Here is a 17,382-nt window from a genome sequence, read left to right as displayed (position 1 = left end):
TTACTGCATGAATTTTACTTCAGTTAGTCACTCTTCAAGACTTGATATTTTTTTGCATCCGAAGATGCTGGATATCGTCTTGTGGAGTGCCCACACAGATTGTCTGATAAATTGTTAAAGAGCAGTGCCGAGAAACTCATCGGCGCGGGCTGCGTATACTACGCTTTTCGCCCGGAGAGTCAAGCGTTTATTTCGCTTTCTTCTCGCTGACCCGGCGGCTTGTCAGTCGTTGTTCCCGGTCAGTGGAGGCGCATTATAGGGAGTTCTCGGCGAGCCGCAACCCCTAATTGCAAAAAACTTTTCAAGCGCTCAAATAACCACCAAAAACGCCTTTTTAGGATATTTATTAGTCGAAAAACACCGGTTTTAGCACAGTAATAGCGGCAACCTCTGTAAATAGGGACAAACGAAGATAAAAAGAAGAAGATAAAAAAAAGGGAGCGGTCACCCGCTCCCTTTCATCTTTAATAGGCTTAATTGCCGTTATTGGCGTGCAACGATATGGTCGTTTTCCACATCCAGCGTCACCAGCTTGCCGGGGATCAGCTTGCCGGACAGGATTTGCTGCGCCAACGGGTTCTCGATCTCCTGCTGAATAGCGCGTTTCAACGGACGCGCACCATACACAGGGTCGTAACCGGTTTTGCTCAACAATGCCAGAGCAGGCTCGGTCATGGTTACTTCGTAACCGCGCTCTTCCAAACGCTTGTACAGACGCGACAGCTGAATCTTGGCGATCGCAGCAATGTGTTTCTCGCCCAGCGGATGGAACACCACCACTTCATCGATACGGTTGATGAATTCCGGACGGAAGTGGTGACTCACCATCTCCATCACCGACTCTTTCATCTGCGCGTAGTTCATCTGACCGAAATGCTCCTGGATCAGATCCGAACCCAGGTTGGACGTCATGATCACCACGGTATTGCGGAAATCGACGGTACGGCCCTGGCCATCGGTCAGGCGGCCGTCATCCAACACCTGCAGCAGGATGTTAAACACGTCTGGGTGCGCTTTCTCGACTTCATCCAGCAGGATCACCGAATAAGGCCGACGACGTACGGCTTCCGTCAGGTAGCCGCCCTCTTCATAACCGACATAGCCCGGAGGCGCGCCGACCAGACGAGAAACGGAGTGTTTTTCCATAAACTCGGACATGTCGATACGCACCATGGCGTCGTCGCTGTCGAACAGGAACGAAGCCAGCGCCTTGCAAAGCTCGGTTTTCCCCACCCCGGTCGGGCCAAGGAACAGGAACGAACCGATCGGCCGGTTAGGATCGGACAACCCGGCGCGGCTGCGGCGGATAGCATTAGAGACCGCGCTGACCGCTTCGTCCTGGCCGATCACCCGCGAATGCAGCTCTTGCTCCAGGCGCAGCAGCTTGTCGCGCTCGCCTTCCAGCATCCTGGCCACCGGTATCCCGGTCGCGCGCGCCAGCACTTCGGCAATCTCCGCATCGGTTACCCGGTTGCGCAGCAGCTTCATGCTCTTGCCTTCGGCCTGCGTGGCAGCGGCGAGCTGTTTCTCCAGCTCAGGGATCTTGCCGTACTGCAGTTCCGACATCCGCCCCAAATCGCCGACGCGGCGCGCCTGCTCCAGGGTGATTTTGGCCTGCTCGAGTTCCGCCTTGATGTTCTGAGTACCGGAGAGTGACGCTTTTTCCGCTTTCCACTCTTCTTCCAGCTCCGAATATTCGCGTTCTTTCTGCCCCAACTCATCGCTGAGCATTTCCAGGCGTTTCTTACTGGCGTCGTCCGACTCTTTATTCAGCGCCTGCTGTTCCAGCTTCAACTGAATGATGCGGCGCTCAAGCCTGTCGAGCGATTCAGGCTTGGAGTCCATCTGCATGCGAATGCTGGACGCCGCTTCGTCGATAAGGTCAATAGCCTTGTCCGGCAATTGACGATCGGCGATATAACGGTGCGAAAGCGTTGCCGCCGCCACGATGGCCGGATCGGTGATCTGCACGTGGTGGTGCAGTTCGTAACGCTCTTTCAGGCCGCGCAGAATAGCGATAGTGTCTTCCACGCTCGGCTCCGCCACATACACTTTCTGGAAACGACGTTCGAGGGCCGCATCCTTCTCTATATATTGACGATACTCATCCAGCGTGGTGGCACCGACGCAGTGCAGCTCGCCGCGCGCCAGCGCCGGTTTGAGCATGTTGCCCGCATCCATTGCGCCATCCGCCTTACCGGCGCCGACCATGGTGTGCAGTTCGTCGATAAACAGGATCACGCTGCCTTCCTGCTTGGCCAGATCGTTGAGCACGCCTTTCAGACGCTCTTCAAACTCGCCGCGATATTTGGCGCCGGCGATCAAAGCGCCCATATCGAGGGACAATACGCGCTTGTGCTTCAACCCTTCCGGCACTTCGCCGTTGATGATGCGCTGCGCCAGGCCTTCGACGATGGCGGTTTTACCCACGCCAGGTTCGCCGATAAGTACCGGGTTGTTTTTGGTGCGGCGTTGCAGCACCTGAATGGTGCGGCGGATCTCTTCGTCACGGCCAATCACCGGGTCAAGTTTGCCCTGCTCGGCACGTTCGGTCAGATCGATGGTATATTTCTTCAATGCTTGCCGTTGGTCTTCGGCGCCTTGGTCTTCCACGCTGTCACCGCCTCTCATTTGTTCAATGGCTTTGCTGATTTTGTCGGCCGTTGCGCCGGCCGCTTTCAACAAGTCGGTCAACGAGCCGCGGTCTTCCAGCACCGCAAGCACAAACAGCTCGGAAGAAATGAATTTATCCGCGCGCTTCTGCGCCAGCTTGTCGCACAGGTTCAGGACGCGCACCAGCTCGTGGGACGGTTGAACGTCGCCACCGGTGCCTTCTACCTGCGGTAAACGGGACAGCGCCTGTTCGATTTCGGTGCGCACGCGCCCGGCATCGATACCTGCGGAAGTTAATAGTGGACGAACCGTGCCCCCTTCCTGATTGAGCAGGGCGCTCATCAGATGTAGCGGTTCAATAAACTGGTTGTCGTGCCCAAGGGCTAGTGACTGGGCATCGGCGAGGGCAAGCTGGAATTTGTTGGTAAGACGATCCAGACGCATAACACCTCCAAGATGGGTCGAAATTGCTACTGGAGATTAAATGAGGTCATCCCTCAAATTTTCAAGGTTATCTCGACGCTAAATTTTCGGTACAACGCCATGCGTCGTTGGATCGTCCTAATTCAATAGGTTATATCAGCCAGATTAAACTTGCCATACGTCCGGTTATTCCATCGCGCCGATAGGAGAAAAAATGACTCGTTTCGTTAACCGTACAGCGGTCGCCGCCATAGATGGCCTGCACGCCCGCTCGCAACAAACGTTGGCGAGCCAGCAAATAGATATTAGCCAAAAACTTATCGCCGTGCGGCGTAAACGCCGCCGCGGCTTCGGCGTCTTCCGCCATGAAAGCGGCGCGCACTTCCGGCCCGACCTCAAACTGCTGTGGGCCGATCGCCGGCCCCAACCAGGCGCTGATCTGACCCGGCGCGGCGCTGAACGCCGCCACGGTTTGCTCCAGCACGCCGTGGCATAACCCGCGCCAGCCGGCGTGGGCGGCAGCCACTTCGTCACCGTGCTGAGAGCAGAATAGCACCGGCAGACAATCCGCCGTCATCACGGCGCACACCTGCCCCGGCACATTGCTGTACACCGCATCCGCCCGCAGATCGGCGGGCGCTTTCCCTGTCAACGTCACCACGCGAGTGCCGTGCACCTGCTCGAGCCACACCGGCATCTGCGGCAAACCAGCGGCGGTAACCAAACGTTCCCGATTGCGTGTCACCCCTTGCGCCTCATCACCGACGTGGGTGCCGAGGTTCAGCGAGTCATAAGGCGGCAGGCTAACGCCGCCGCCACGCGTGGTGCTGCAGGCCTTAACCCCGGTAGGCAACGGCCAGTCAGGCAGAATGAGCGAGCTCATTACCAGTCCATCTGATCTTTGAATTCTTCGGTGTCCGCCTTCAGCGCGTTGATCAGATCGACCATGTCCTGCGGCAGCGGCGCATGCCACTCCATCTGGATGCCGCTGATCGGATGATACAAACGCAGCATGGTGGCGTGCAGCGCCTGGCGGTCAAAGCCGCGCAGCGTGTTGATGAAGGCTTCCGAAGCGCCCTTTGGTGGACGCGGACGGCCGCCGTACAGCGGATCGCCCACCAGCGGATGGCTGATGTAAGCCATGTGCACGCGGATCTGGTGAGTACGGCCGGTTTCCAGGCGCAGGCGCAGGCGGGTGTGCGCGCGGAAGTGTTCCATGATGCGGTAGTGCGTTACCGCCGGTTTACCCATCGGGTGCACCGCCATATGGGTACGCTTGGTGGAATGACGCGCGATAGGCTCTTCTACCGTGCCGCCGGCGGTCATGGTGCCGATCGCCACCGCTTCGTATTCACGGGTGATCTCACGCGCCTGCAGCGCTTCCACCAGCCGGGTTTGCGCCGGCACGGTTTTCGCCACCACCATCAGGCCGGTGGTGTCTTTGTCCAGACGGTGCACGATGCCGGCACGCGGCACGTCGGCAATTTCCGGGTAGTGATGCAGCAGCGCATTGAGCACCGTGCCGTCCGGGTTACCGGCGCCAGGGTGCACCACCAAATCGCGCGGTTTGTTGATCACCAGGATGTCGCTGTCTTCATAGACGATATCCAGCGCGATGTCCTGTGGCTCCCAACGCGCCTCTTCTTCAATCTGTGCATCGATGGCGACGGTCTCTCCGCCCAGCACCTTCTCTTTCGGTTTGTTTGACGTTTTGCCATTGACCTTCACCCGATCGCCCAGGATCCACTCTTTTATGCGAGATCGTGAATAATCAGGGAACAATTCGGCCAAAGCCTGATCTAAACGTTGTCCGAGTTGAGATTCGGCCACCGTTGCGGTGAGTTGTACTTGTTGTGCCATATGCAGCTTCTTCGTTAACGTTGGGTTTTCACGGCGATGCCGTTTAATATAATGTGCTATTGTACCTGGTCTTTGTCGGGAGCTTAACGGACAGTCTCCCGGAATAACACCCTGAGGATAATCAAAACGTCATGACGCGTATGAAATATCTGGTGGCGGCAGCCACGTTGAGCCTGGCGCTGGCAGGTTGCTCCACATCCAAGGATGCGGTTCCCGACAACCCACCTTCGGAAATCTATGCTACCGCGCAGCAAAAACTGCAGGACGGTAACTTCAAGGGCGCGATTACGCAACTCGAAGCGTTAGATAACCGCTATCCTTTCGGGCCGTATTCCCAGCAGGTCCAGCTGGATTTGATTTACGCCTACTATAAGGCCGCCGACTTGCCGATGGCTCAGGCATCCATCGATCGCTTCATGCGTCTGAACCCGACGCACCCGAACATCGATTACGTGATGTACATGCGCGGCCTGACCGACATGGCGCTCGATGACAGCGCGCTGCAGGGCTTCTTCGGGGTTGACCGTTCGGACCGCGATCCTCAGCACGCTCGCGCTGCGTTCCGCGACTTCAGCCAGTTGATTCAGCAATACCCGAACAGCCAGTACGCGACCGACGCCAACAAGCGTTTGGTGTATCTGAAAGACCGTTTGGCCAAGTATGAGCTTTCGGTGGCGGAATACTACACTAAACGCGGTGCTTACGTCGCGGTCGTTAATCGCGCCGAGCAGATGTTGCGTGAATTCCCGGATACCAAAGCGACGCACGACGTGTTGCCGCTGATGGAAAATGCCTATAAGCAGCTGCAGCTGAACGGCCAGGCTGACAAAGTGGCCAAAGTGATCGCCGCCAACCCGCAATAAGCGCGCGTCGGCAACGGCAGAAAAACCAAACGGCAGCCGAGGCTGCCGTTTTCATTGGCGTCGACCTGGTTTTCACTGGAAAAATACACAAGTAAAAACACGGTGTTAGCTAGTACTCCTCACCGGTCAACTCATCGATAATGCGCCATCCGGCGGCAACTCTCAAGCATTAGATAGCCAATTCAAATGCTGAATCACAGATTGAACTAACTTTGCAAAAAGTGACAAAAAATCGTGATTTACATCACGCATTTAAACAAAAAGCGGGGTATGCTGGATTCACCAAGACGGAAAGACAGAGAGGTAAGTTATATGACATTGAACATTACCAGCAAACAAATGGATATCACTCCCGCAATCCGCAATCACGTCGAAGACCGTCTCACCAAACTGGAAAAATGGCAGACCCAGCTGATTAACCCGCATATCGTCTTATCCAAAGAACCGCAGGGGTTTGTCGCCGATGCTACCATTACCACGCCTAACGGCCCGCTGGTCGCCAGCGCCAAACATGATGACATGTATACCGCCGTTAATGAGCTGATCGCCAAGCTGGAGCGCCAGCTGAACAAAGTGCAGCACAAAGGCGAAGCGCGCCGCTGCAACGCCAGCGTGAAAGACATCGTGCCGGAAGTCACGCAAGAGCAGGAATAACCGTCCGACAGCGATTGCCGCATCAAACGCGCCCGAGGGCGCGTTTTTTGTCGGGTATTTTTGTTGACGGGCTAAAGGCCAGCGGTTACTTTAAAACCTGTTCACATTAACCTTAGGTAGACCATGCCACGCACACCGTTTTTCTTCGCATTCTTTTTTACCTTCCCCTGACTGGGAGGCGTTTCGTCGTGTGAGAAAGAATGCGAAGACGAACAACAAGGCCTCCTGGAGACAGGGGGCTTTTTTTATGGCTGTTTTACAACGAATAAGAACAGAAGGCGGAAGCTGATTATGACTGACAACCCGTTATTGGTGCTGCGCGAGCGCATCAGCGCACTGGACTTGAAACTGTTGGCCCTGCTGGCGGAACGCCGTGAGCTGGCGATCGAAGTCGGCAAGACCAAGCTGCACTCTCACCGCCCGATCCGCGACAAAGAGCGCGAACGCGATCTGCTGGATGCGCTGATCGCCGCCGCCAAACCTTACGACCTGGACGGCTTCTACGTCACCCGTCTGTTTCAACTGATTATCGAAGATTCCGTACTGACCCAGCAGGCGCTGCTGCAGCACCAGCTCAACCCCGTCAGCCAACACTCCGCCCGCATCGCCTTTCTCGGCCCGAAAGGCTCTTATTCGCATCTGGCGGCACGCCAATACGCTGCCCGCCATTTCGATCGGCTGATCGAATGCGGCTGCCAAAAGTTTCAGGATATCTTCGCCCAGGTGGAAACCGGCCAGGCGGACTATGCCATTCTGCCGATCGAGAACACCAGCTCCGGCTCGATTAACGAAGTGTACGATCTGCTGCAACACACCAGCCTGTCGATCGTCGGCGAACTGACCAACCCGATCGACCACTGTGTTCTGGTGGCCGGCGACAGCGACCTGGGCCAGATTGAAACCGTCTACAGCCACCCGCAGCCGTTCCAACAGTGCAGCCAGTTCCTTAACCGCTTCCCGCACTGGAAAATCGAGTACACCGAAAGCACCGCCGCGGCGATGGAGAAAGTCGCCAAGCTGAATTCGCCGAAGGTGGCGGCGCTGGGCAGTGAGGCCGGCGGCGCGTTGTACGGGCTGCAGGTGCTGGAACACAACCTCGCCAACCAGCAGCAGAACATCACTCGCTTCATCGTCCTGGCGCGCAAAGCGATCGACGTATCTGAACAGGTGCCGGCCAAAACCACGCTGATCATGGCGACCGGCCAACAATCCGGCGCGCTGGTCGAAGCGCTGCTGGTTCTGCGCGACAACGGCATCATCATGACCAAACTGGAATCACGCCCGATCAACGGCAATCCGTGGGAAGAGATGTTTTATATCGATGTGCAGGCCAATCTGCGTGCCGACGCGATGCAAAAAGCGCTGCGCGATCTGGCGCCAATCACCCGCTCGCTGAAGGTCCTGGGCTGCTACCCGAGCGACACCGTGGTGCCGGTCAACCCATCCTGAAACCATAAAAAAAGGTTCGGCCAAGCCGAACCTTTTACGTTTACCGCCCGCGTTTTACTGCCGGCTGTCGTTAGCCTGCCGCAACAGCGTGCGGCTCTCCACCAGGAAGCGTTGGGCGTAATCGCCGAACCAGTGCTCCACCTTGCGGAAACTGTCGATAAACGCCTGTTTGTCGCCATGCTCCAACAGCGTTATCGCCTCGCCGAAGCGCTGGTAGTAACGTTTAATCAGCGCCACGTTTTCCTCCGACGACATGATGATATCGGCGTAAAGCTGCGGATCCTGCGCAAACAGGCGGCCAACCATCGCCAGCTCCAGCCGGTAGATCGGCGAGGAGAGCGCCAGCAACTGCTCCAGTTGCACGTTCTCTTCCGCCAGATGCAACCCGTAGGCGAAGGTGGCGAAGTGGCGCAGCGCCTGAATAAACGCCATGTTCTGATCGTGTTCGACCGCGCTGATGCGATGCAGCCGCGCGCCCCACACCTGCAGCTGTTCAAGCAGCCACTGGTAAGCCTCCGGCTGGCGGCCGTCGCAGTAAACCACCACCTGCTTCGCCACGCTGCCCACGTCCGGGCCGAACATCGGGTGCAGCCCTACCACTGGGCCACTGTGCGCCGCCAACATCGCATGCAGCGGGCGGTTCTTCACCGACGCCAAATCCACCAGAATACAGTCGGCAGGCAGCGTCGGCAGGCGGCTTATCACCTGCTCGGTCACGTGGATCGGCACGCTGACGATCACCATGCCGGCGTCTGCCAGCAGCTGTTCCGCCTGCGGCCAATCTTCCTGATCCAGTACCCTGACCTGATAACCCGACAGCGTCAGCAAGCGGCTGAACAGCCTTCCCATCTGGCCGTTGCCGCCGATGATGACGATCGGCCGCAGCTGCGGACACAAAGTTTTAAAGCCTTTATCGTTCTCGCTGACGTAGGATTCGCGCATCACGCGGCGCAAAACGTCCTCGATCAAATCCGGCGGCACCCCGAGGTTTTCCGCCTCCTGGCGACGCGAGGCCAGCATCGCGGCTTCGCGCTCCGGTACGTAAACCGGCAGGCCATGACGGCTTTTGACTTCGCCCACTTCCGCTACCAGATGCAGGCGTTTCGCCAGCAGACCCAGCAGCGCTTTATCCACCTCATCGATTTGATCGCGCAGCGCGGTCAGTTCTGCCACCATAACTTACTTTTCTCCCGTACGGGCCGCCAGCGCAGCGCCGAGTTCCTGATGCATATGGCGCAACAGGGTTTCCGTGCTCTCCCAGTTGATGCAGGCGTCGGTGACGGACACACCGTAACGCATGTCTGCACGCGGCTGTTCGGAAGACTGGTTGCCCTCATGCAGATGGCTCTCCAGCATAATGCCGGTGATTGAGCGGTTGCCCGCCTTGATCTGCTCCACCACGGACTCGGCCACCGCCGGCTGACGGCGATAGTCTTTATTCGAGTTGCCATGGCTGCAATCTATCATCAAGGACGGGTGGAGTCCCGCCTCAAGCATCTGTTTTTCACAGGCCGCGACGTGCTCAGCACTGTAGTTCGGCGTTTTGCCGCCGCGCAGGATCACGTGTCCGTCCGGGTTGCCCTGCGTTTGCAGCAGGCAAACCTGGCCTGCCTGGTTGATGCCGACGAAGCGGTGCGGCATAGCGGCGGCGCGCATGGCGTTGATGGCGGTACCCAAGCTGCCGTCGGTGCCGTTTTTGAAGCCGACCGGCATCGACAGGCCGGAGGCCATTTCTCGGTGGGTCTGAGATTCGGTGGTGCGCGCACCGATCGCCGACCAGCTGAACAAGTCCCCCAGGTACTGCGGGCTGTTCGGATCCAACGCTTCGGTAGCCAACGGCAAGCCCATGCCCACCAGATCCAGCAACAGGCGACGCGCGATATGCAAGCCTGCCTCAACGTCAAACGAACCGTCCATGTACGGATCGTTGATCAAACCTTTCCAGCCGACAGTGGTTCTGGGTTTTTCAAAGTAGACGCGCATAACGATATACAGCTGATCGCTCAAGTCAGCCGCCAGGGTTTTCAAACGACGGGCATAGTCCAGCGCCGCGTCCGGATCGTGGATCGAACAAGGCCCGCACACCACCAACAGGCGATGATCGCGCCCCTGCAAAATGTTGGCGATAGTGTTGCGCGCAGTGGCGATCTCATTTTCGTCGTCGGCGCTGAGCGGGAACTGGTTTTTCAGCTCCTCCGGCGTGATGAGAACCTGTTCTGCACTGATGTGTACGTTATTGAGCGCGTCTTTTTGCATGATGCTATTCCTGTCGTTTGGCGTTATGCGTTGAAATGGAACATTGAGCGTTTCAGGGCTCTACCCTATCACGATATGTAAAGTTTTCAATCCATTTTCCGTAAATAAAAAATTACCGTAATCACCCTGATTAAATCACCTTTGAAAAAGGCTTGTAAAAACCAGTTAAAATACAATAAATACATAACATTAATGAATAACAAACCCCGTCATTCCACATTAGCCACCCGGTCTAAGAAAAATGAACATTCGTAAATAAATTTGTACACTTAGTTTTACAGCGAAAATACGCCGCCGATCTCGGCACCGACGCCAGTGCGAAGCAGGATCAGCACGAAATGCCGCCAAAAGCGATGATTTTAAGTAGAAGAAAAGCGAATAAATGAGGGATAAAAATTAAAAACTTAAGCTAATGGCGGCTATTTTTGTCGCCGAAATGAACCGATATAATGTGACCGTCATCAACAATAACTCCCCTTAACAACTGGATCCAAGATGCTCTCTTCTCGCGCTCGTCGCGCTTTTCCGCTGTATATTTGCTGCTTAACGACTTTCACCAGTGTTTCAGCCCTTGCCGACAATACGCTTTTCACCGCGATGGACGATCCGGCCACCGCCAAGAAACCGTTCGAAGGCAACGTGCAGGCGGGCTACAACGCCCAGTCAGGCAACTCGCAGAGCTCCACCCTGTTGGCCAACACCAACATGACCTGGTTCAACAGCGACGCGGCGTACAGCCTGTGGGGGGCGGCCAACAACACCACCTCCTCCAACGTGCGCTCGTCCGAAAAATACCAGGCCGGTGGCCGTACGCGCTATAACCTGACCGATCGCAACTACCTGTTCGGTCAGGCCAGCTGGCTGAGTGACCGTTTCAACGGTTACGATTCACGCTCCACGCTGACCGGCGGCTACGGCCGTCAACTCCTTAACGGGCCGCTCAGTGACCTGCGGGTGGAATTCGGTCCCGGCGTGCGCCATGACGAATACCATGGCGGCGGCCGCTCGACCAAGGGGCTGGCCTATGGTGCGGCCAACTATTCCTATCAGTTGACCGACAACACCAAGTTCATTCAGGGCGTTTCCGCGCTGGCGAACGAAGAAACCACGCTGAACTCGGAAAGCGCGTTGAACGTGGCGATCAACGATCGCTTCTCATTGCGCGTTGCTTACACCGTGACCTACAACAGCAAACCGCCGGCCTCAGCGCCGAAGAACACAGATACCACCACCTCGGTCACGCTGGTCTACGGCCTGTAATCTCCCCCCATTATTTCTCGAAGCCCATCATCGATGGGCTTTTTTTATGCCGCCCCCTCCCTCTTTTGCACAATCTGCTAAAAATATTCACCTCACCCATTGACGACTTTAGCAAATAGCTTAATACTGTATGCATATACAGTAATTATCATACAGACCAGGAGCATGATGGATATCGATAGCAAGCTGTCTCACATTGATGCCTCCGGCTCCCGAGATTCTGTAAACGAAGCGAGCATAATGCTATGGAGAAAATAACCTCATTCATCACCTACGCCATGGCGCTGTTTCTCGCCTGGCTCGGCAAGCTGTCTCCGCAGGACATTGCCTTTTTAGTCGGTGCGGCGGTAGGCATCGGCACGTTTCTGGTGAACTGGTACTACCGACGTAAAAGCCTGCAGATCTTGAAGGCCATTGAGCGCAATGCGACATCGCGGAGGAAAATTTACGATGAGTGCAACCGTTAAGCGCTGCAGCGTCGCCGCCGTTTTGGCCATCGCCGTGCTGTTGCCGTCATTTGGCGAGCTGCAAACCTCAGAAGCCGGCCTCAGGCTGATCGCCGATCTCGAAGGTTGCCGCCTGTCGCCGTACCAGTGCAGCGCCGGGGTGTGGACGCAGGGCATTGGGCACACCGCTGGCGTCATCCCTGGTAAAGCGATTGATGAACACAAAGCCGCGATGGATTTGGTCGACGATGTTCGCCGCACCGAGCGCGGCATGGCCGCCTGCCTGCCGGATACGCTCTCGCAACAAACCTATGATGCGGCGATCGCCTTCGCCTTCAATGTGGGCGTCAGCGCAGCCTGCCACTCTACGCTAGTCGCGCTGCTGCAACAGCGCCAGTGGCGGCAGGCCTGCGATCAGCTGCCACGCTGGGTTTACGTAAACGGAAAGAAAAACAAAGGGCTGGAACAGCGACGCGCCATGGAACGCGCACTGTGCTTGCAGGGCATTGCCTCATGATGACGAGTTCGCTCGCCAAAGGATGATGCCACACCAATTTCACTTAATTTGTTCAAGGGGGTTCTTATGATGCACTGTCCACTATGCGGTCACGTGGCCCACACTCGCTCCAGCCGCTATCTGAGCGAGTCGACTAAAGAGCGTTACCATCAATGCCGCAACATCAATTGCAGCTGCACGTTCGCCACGCACGAATCCGTCGCGCGGGTGATCGTCAAACCTGGCGATGACATTATCCCGGCTCAGCCTCACCCGCCGGAGAGTCAGCAGAAACACAGCGCCGCAGCGCTGTAATGCAAAAAGCCTGCTTATGCAGGCTTTATTATGTTGGCGGTGCGCAGACGAAATCTCGCAAATGCAACATGTCGAGGTTTTAAGATAAAAAAAGGGGTTGGCATAGGCCAACCCCTGATAACTATTAACTTTTGGATGCAGCGTTAGTTAACGCGGTTCAGACGCTCTTTGATACGAGCAGCCTTACCAGTACGTTCACGCAGGTAGTACAGTTTAGCTTTACGAACGGCACCACGACGTTTAACAGTAATGCTGTCGATTACTGGGGAGTGAGTCTGGAATACGCGCTCAACACCTTCGCCGTTGGAAATCTTACGAACAGTGAATGCAGAGTGCAGACCGCGGTTACGGATAGCGATAACCACGCCCTCGAATGCCTGCAGACGTTTTTTGCTACCTTCAACGACCCATACCTTCACTTCCACGGAATCACCCGGACGGAATGCAGGTACGTCTTGTTTCATCTGCTCTTGTTCAAGTTGCTTAATAATGTTGCTCATAATATGTCTCTTACCCTAGGTAAACTGATATATCGGTCCCGTCTGATGTCAGACGTTTCCTTCATAGTCCTGTTGCCTGGCCTGATGTTCCCGTTGGAACTCAGCCAGCAACACCGCTTGCTCGTCAGTCAGAGCTAGGCTTTCTAGAAGTTCAGGTCTTCTAAGCCAGGTTCGGCCCAGCGACTGCTTTAAGCGCCAGCGACGTATCTCGGCATGGTTGCCCGACAGCAGAACCGGCGGTACCTCCATCCCTTCCAACACCTCGGGGCGGGTATAGTGCGGGCAGTCCAGCAATCCGTCGGCGAAGGAGTCTTCCTCCGCTGAGGCCTGATGGCCCAGCACACCCGGTATGAAACGGGCGACTGAATCAATCAGGGTCATCGCCGGCAGTTCCCCGCCGCTGAGAACGTAATCGCCGATTGACCATTCTTCGTCAATTTCGGTTTGGATTACGCGCTCGTCTATCCCTTCGTAACGGCCGCACACCAGAATCATCTTCTGATTGGCCGCCAGTTCGCACACGCCAGTTTGATCCAGCTTGCGCCCCTGAGGTGACAGATAAATCACCTTTGCTCCCTCGCCTGCCGCTGCTTTCGCCGCATGAATGGCTTCCCGTAAAGGTTGCACCATCATCAGCATTCCCGGGCCGCCGCCGTAAGGGCGATCGTCCACGGTACGATGCCGGTCGTAGGTGAAGTCGCGCGGACTCCAACACTGCACGCTCAGCAGGCCATTTTTTACTGCCCGGCCAGTCACCCCGTAATCGGTGATAGCGCGGAACATCTCAGGAAACAGGCTTACAATACCGATGAACACAAGCCAATCCCCTTACCGTTATTCCACTTGCTTCGACCGTTTGATCCGGGGGTCAAAAACCAGGATCCCAATCTGCCTCAATCACGCGAGCAGTGAGATCGACTTTCTTGATAACCTGCCCATGAAGAAACGGAATCAACCGCTCCTTCATGCCGAACGCATCTTTCAGGTTCGCTTTCACAACCATCACATCGTTCGAGCCGGTTTCCATCATATCGATGACTTTACCCAGCTCGTAGCCGGCGGAGGTGACTACCTGGCAGCCCATCAGGTCTTTCCAGTAGTAATCATCACCCTCCAACGGAGGAAGTTGATCGGAATCCACCATAATCTCGCGATTAGTCAGCAGATTCGCCGCGTCCCGATCGTCAATGCCTTTGACTTTGATGATCAGATCCTGACTGTGGCGCTTCCAGTCTTCCAACTCGATATGCTGCCACTGACCCGCCTGCTGGATAAACCACGGCTGATAGTCAAAAATGCTTTCGGCGTTCTCGGTGGATGAAAACACTCTGAGCCAACCACGAATGCCGTAAGCGGAACCCATTTTACCGAGTACAATCGGCTGCTTAGGCGCTACCGGTTTGAGTTGCTTGCTCATTGCCACCACCGCGACAGATTAAGCTGCTTTCTTAGCGTCTTTGATCAGCGCGTGAACGCGATCAGAAACGGTTGCACCCAGACCAACCCAGTGCTCGATGCGGTCCAGGTCCAGACGCAGTGCTTCAGCCTGACCGGAAGCGATCGGGTTGAAGAAGCCTACGCGCTCGATGAAACGACCATCACGAGCGTTGCGGCTGTCGGTCACTACTACTTGATAGAACGGACGCTTTTTAGCGCCGCCACGTGCCAAACGAATTGTTACCATAACATCCTCTTTAGTTAATAAAACAGCCGGGCCCCATTGAGGGACGGGGCCCGGTTGCAATATAAAAAGCCCGAAAATTTTACTCATTTTGGCGCAAAAAGCAATCTAAAGCGTCGATCGCAGGGGACAACTTTTGCAGCCTGTCAAATTTCGGACGGTTTTCACCGCGAACGGCGAATGCTGAAAGCGCCCGCACTCGGCGTGCGGAAGCCCGTCAGCGGCCAGGGAAGCCCGGCGGCATCATACCTTTCATGCCGCGCATCATCTTCGCCATACCGCCTTTTTTCATCTTCTTCATCATACGCTGCATTTCGTCGAACTGCTTCAGCAAGCGGTTGACGTCCTGCACCTGCATGCCGGCCCCCATCGCGATGCGGCGCTTGCGCGAGCCCTTGATGATTTCCGGTTTGGCACGCTCTTTCAGCGTCATCGAGTTGATGATCGCCTCCATGCGCACCAGCACTTTGTCGTCCATCTGCGACTTGACGTTGTCCGGCAGTTGGCCGGCGCCCGGCAGCTTGCTCAGCATATTGGCCATGCCGCCCATGTTGCGCATCTGCTTGAGCTGCTCCAGGAAGTCGGTCAGATCGAAACCGTCGCCCTTCTTCAGCTTGTTGGCCAGCTTCTCTGCCTGCTCGCGGTCGACCTTGCTTTCGATATCTTCGATCAGCGACAGCACGTCGCCCATGCCCAGGATGCGCGATGCCACGCGATCCGGGTAAAACGGCTCCAGCGCTTCGGTCTTCTCGCCGACGCCAAGGAACTTGATCGGCTTGCCGGTGATATGGCGGATGGACAACGCGGCACCGCCGCGCGCATCGCCGTCGACCTTGGTCAGCACCACGCCGGTCAGCGGCAGCGCTTCGTTAAACGCCTTGGCGGTATTGGCGGCGTCCTGGCCGGTCATGGCGTCGACCACGAACAGGGTTTCCACCGGCTTGATCGCCGCGTGCACCTGTTTGATCTCGTCCATCATCGCTTCGTCAACGTGCAAGCGGCCGGCGGTATCGACAATAAGGACATCGTAGAACTTCAGCTTGGCCTGTTGCAGCGCGCGATTGACGATGTCGATCGGTTTTTCTTTGACGTCAGACGGGAAGAAGTCGATGCCGACGCCTTCCGCCAACGTTTCCAGCTGTTTGATCGCCGCCGGGCGATAAACGTCCGCGGAAACCACCAACACTTTCTTCTTCTGTTTTTCTTTCAGGAATTTGCCGAGCTTACCGACGCTGGTGGTTTTACCGGCCCCCTGCAGGCCCGCCATCAGCACCACCGCCGGCGGCTGGGCCGCCAGATTCAGCTCGGTGTTGACTTCGCCCATCGCGGCGATCAGCTCGCCCTTGACGATCTTGACGAACTCCTGCCCCGGCGTCAGGCTTTTGTTGACTTCATGGCCAACCGCGCTCTCTTTGACGCGGTTGATGAAGTCGCGCACCACCGGCAGCGCAACGTCCGCCTCCAGCAATGCCATGCGCACTTCACGCAGGGTTTCCTTGATATTCTCTTCGGTCAGCCGCCCGCGGCCGCTGATATTGCGCAACGTGCGCGACAATCGATCGGTTAAATTTTCAAACATCGTCTCATGCTCAACGTGTAATGACAGGCCGCTCCGGCGACACAATTGCGCCGATGATAACACGAAGCGCGCAGGATCTCTGCCTCAGCGTTGGAGATAGGTTGGAGTGAAACGCGCGCAACGCTATACTGACACTCCAATTAACCACGCCGAAGCAAAATTAAACGTTATGCCAGTTTTCTCCATTGTGGCTTTGATGGCCTACCTGCTCAGCCTTGGACTGATCATTCCCAGCTTGTTGCGGAAGAACAGCGCATACCGTCGGCTCGCCCTCGTCTCGGCGGTGGTGGCGTTGATTTGCCACGCCATCGCGCTGCAGCAGCGCATCTTTGACGTCAGCGCCGGGCAGAATCTCAGCCTGCTGAACATTGGTTCTATCGTCAGCCTGATCATCTGTTCGGTGATGACCTTCGTCGCTTCACGCGATCGCGGCTGGTTCCTGCTGCCGATCGTCTACAGTTTCGCGATGATCAATCTGGCCTTCGCCAGCTTCATGCCCGGCGAGTTCATCACTCACCTGGAAGCCAGCCCGGAATTGATGGTGCATATCGGCCTGGCGCTGTTCTCTTACGCCACCCTTATCATCGCCGCGCTCTACGCCTTACAGCTCGCCTGGCTCGACTACCTGTTGAAAAACAAAAAGCTGACCTTCAGCGCCGACATGCCGCCGCTGATGAGCATCGAGCGCAAGATGTTCCATATCACCCAGATCGGCGTGGTGCTGCTGACGCTCACCCTGTGCACCGGCCTGCTGTACATGGATAATCTGTTCAGCAAAGAAAACGTGCATAAAGCCGTGTTGTCGATCATGGCCTGGTTCGTGTATATCGTGTTGCTGTGGGGCCATTACCATGAAGGCTGGCGCGGCCGCCGCGTCGTCTGGTTCAGCTTCGCCGGCGCCTTCCTGCTGACGCTCGCCTACTTCGGCAGCCGTCTGATTCAACAGGTGATGGTGCGCTGAGCCAGCCCGGTTCAACTTTCCCTCTC

At 56.4% G+C, this 17,382-nt stretch carries 19 protein-coding genes and 1 other annotated feature; of the genes, 9 read left to right on the top strand and 10 right to left on the bottom strand.

Annotated features, from left to right (window positions below):
- Positions 1-483: 483 nt before the first annotated feature.
- The 3 genes from clpB to rluD all read right to left on the bottom strand — a co-directional run bounded on the left by clpB (position 484) and on the right by rluD (position 4,896).
- A complete protein-coding gene (gene clpB / locus GT753_RS15925; RefSeq protein WP_004932446.1) occupies positions 484-3,057 on the bottom strand; it encodes an ATP-dependent chaperone ClpB in 2,574 nt (857 codons plus the stop codon).
- Between the two features lie 130 nt (positions 3,058-3,187).
- Positions 3,188-3,919, bottom strand: coding sequence for a purine nucleoside phosphorylase YfiH (yfiH, locus tag GT753_RS15920; RefSeq protein ID WP_021505298.1), 732 nt, complete (start codon positions 3,917-3,919; stop codon positions 3,188-3,190).
- Positions 3,919-4,896 (bottom strand): 23S rRNA pseudouridine(1911/1915/1917) synthase RluD, encoded by a 978-nt coding sequence (rluD, locus tag GT753_RS15915; protein ID WP_004932452.1) that lies wholly within the window; start codon positions 4,894-4,896, stop codon positions 3,919-3,921. The genes yfiH and rluD overlap by 1 nt, the downstream gene beginning before the upstream one ends.
- 131 nt (positions 4,897-5,027) lie before the next feature.
- On the opposite strand from rluD, the gene bamD reads away from it, so the two are divergent.
- The 4 genes from bamD (at position 5,028) to pheA (ending at position 7,862) form a co-directional block, all read left to right on the top strand.
- A complete protein-coding gene (gene bamD, locus GT753_RS15910) occupies positions 5,028-5,759 on the top strand; it encodes an outer membrane protein assembly factor BamD (protein WP_004932456.1) in 732 nt (243 codons plus the stop codon).
- A gap of 312 nt (positions 5,760-6,071) precedes the next feature.
- On the top strand, positions 6,072-6,413 hold the full coding sequence (gene raiA / locus GT753_RS15905; protein ID WP_004932457.1) for a ribosome-associated translation inhibitor RaiA: 342 nt from the start codon (positions 6,072-6,074) through the stop codon (positions 6,411-6,413).
- A 122-nt stretch (positions 6,414-6,535) separates the two neighbouring features.
- Positions 6,536-6,662: a sequence feature (Phe leader region), on the top strand.
- The gene (locus GT753_RS15900; RefSeq protein ID WP_101428074.1) at positions 6,537-6,584 is read left to right on the top strand and encodes a hypothetical protein; all 48 of its coding nucleotides are present in this window, start codon (positions 6,537-6,539) and stop codon (positions 6,582-6,584) included. (Overlaps the previous feature by 48 nt.)
- Before the next feature lie 42 nt (positions 6,663-6,704).
- The gene (gene pheA / locus GT753_RS15895) at positions 6,705-7,862 is read left to right on the top strand and encodes a bifunctional chorismate mutase/prephenate dehydratase (protein WP_004932460.1); all 1,158 of its coding nucleotides are present in this window, start codon (positions 6,705-6,707) and stop codon (positions 7,860-7,862) included.
- 54 nt (positions 7,863-7,916) lie between these two features.
- Here the strand turns inward: pheA and tyrA are convergent, their stop codons facing one another.
- Both tyrA and GT753_RS15885 read right to left on the bottom strand, forming a co-directional pair.
- Positions 7,917-9,038, bottom strand: coding sequence for a bifunctional chorismate mutase/prephenate dehydrogenase (tyrA, locus tag GT753_RS15890; protein WP_015376710.1), 1,122 nt, complete (start codon positions 9,036-9,038; stop codon positions 7,917-7,919).
- 3 nt (positions 9,039-9,041) lie between these two features.
- Positions 9,042-10,118, bottom strand: coding sequence for a 3-deoxy-7-phosphoheptulonate synthase (locus tag GT753_RS15885; protein ID WP_004932466.1), 1,077 nt, complete (start codon positions 10,116-10,118; stop codon positions 9,042-9,044).
- 495 nt (positions 10,119-10,613) lie between these two features.
- On the opposite strand from GT753_RS15885, the gene GT753_RS15880 reads away from it, so the two are divergent.
- The 4 genes from GT753_RS15880 to GT753_RS15865 all read left to right on the top strand — a co-directional run bounded on the left by GT753_RS15880 (position 10,614) and on the right by GT753_RS15865 (position 12,635).
- On the top strand, positions 10,614-11,378 hold the full coding sequence (locus GT753_RS15880; protein ID WP_004932469.1) for a YdiY family protein: 765 nt from the start codon (positions 10,614-10,616) through the stop codon (positions 11,376-11,378).
- A gap of 245 nt (positions 11,379-11,623) precedes the next feature.
- Entirely contained in the window at positions 11,624-11,845 is a 222-nt protein-coding gene (locus GT753_RS15875; protein WP_004932472.1) for an HP1 family phage holin, read from the top strand.
- The gene (locus GT753_RS15870) at positions 11,829-12,341 is read left to right on the top strand and encodes a lysozyme (protein ID WP_015376709.1); all 513 of its coding nucleotides are present in this window, start codon (positions 11,829-11,831) and stop codon (positions 12,339-12,341) included. The genes GT753_RS15875 and GT753_RS15870 overlap by 17 nt, the downstream gene beginning before the upstream one ends.
- Positions 12,342-12,407: 66 nt before the next feature.
- On the top strand, positions 12,408-12,635 hold the full coding sequence (locus tag GT753_RS15865) for an ogr/Delta-like zinc finger family protein (protein ID WP_021505301.1): 228 nt from the start codon (positions 12,408-12,410) through the stop codon (positions 12,633-12,635).
- A gap of 143 nt (positions 12,636-12,778) precedes the next feature.
- On the opposite strand, the gene rplS is transcribed toward GT753_RS15865, so the two are convergent.
- The 5 genes from rplS to ffh form a co-directional block, all read right to left on the bottom strand.
- Positions 12,779-13,135, bottom strand: a complete 357-nt coding sequence (gene rplS, locus GT753_RS15860; RefSeq protein WP_015376707.1) for a 50S ribosomal protein L19 — start codon at positions 13,133-13,135, stop codon at positions 12,779-12,781.
- A gap of 48 nt (positions 13,136-13,183) precedes the next feature.
- Positions 13,184-13,951 carry a tRNA (guanosine(37)-N1)-methyltransferase TrmD gene (trmD, locus tag GT753_RS15855; protein ID WP_004932485.1) on the bottom strand — a complete coding sequence of 256 codons (768 nt, stop codon included), beginning with the start codon at positions 13,949-13,951 and terminating at the stop codon, positions 13,184-13,186.
- 52 nt (positions 13,952-14,003) lie between these two features.
- Positions 14,004-14,552 carry a ribosome maturation factor RimM gene (gene rimM / locus GT753_RS15850; protein ID WP_015376706.1) on the bottom strand — a complete coding sequence of 183 codons (549 nt, stop codon included), beginning with the start codon at positions 14,550-14,552 and terminating at the stop codon, positions 14,004-14,006.
- 18 nt (positions 14,553-14,570) lie between these two features.
- Positions 14,571-14,819, bottom strand: a complete 249-nt coding sequence (rpsP, locus tag GT753_RS15845; protein WP_004932501.1) for a 30S ribosomal protein S16 — start codon at positions 14,817-14,819, stop codon at positions 14,571-14,573.
- A 214-nt stretch (positions 14,820-15,033) separates the two neighbouring features.
- Entirely contained in the window at positions 15,034-16,395 is a 1,362-nt protein-coding gene (gene ffh / locus GT753_RS15840) for a signal recognition particle protein (RefSeq protein ID WP_004932504.1), read from the bottom strand.
- Between the two features lie 169 nt (positions 16,396-16,564).
- Here ffh and GT753_RS15835 point away from each other — a divergent pair, with 169 nt between their 5' ends.
- Positions 16,565-17,356: an inner membrane protein YpjD gene (locus GT753_RS15835; RefSeq protein ID WP_004932506.1), complete on the top strand. Its 792-nt coding sequence runs from the start codon at positions 16,565-16,567 to the stop codon at positions 17,354-17,356.
- Positions 17,357-17,382 lie beyond the last annotated feature (26 nt).

This window comes from Serratia sp. Z4 (assembly GCF_009900725.1).
In the GTDB taxonomy this organism is placed as follows: Bacteria; Pseudomonadota; Gammaproteobacteria; order Enterobacterales; family Enterobacteriaceae; genus Serratia; species Serratia nematodiphila.
This window is presented reverse-complemented; position numbering and strand designations above follow the sequence as displayed.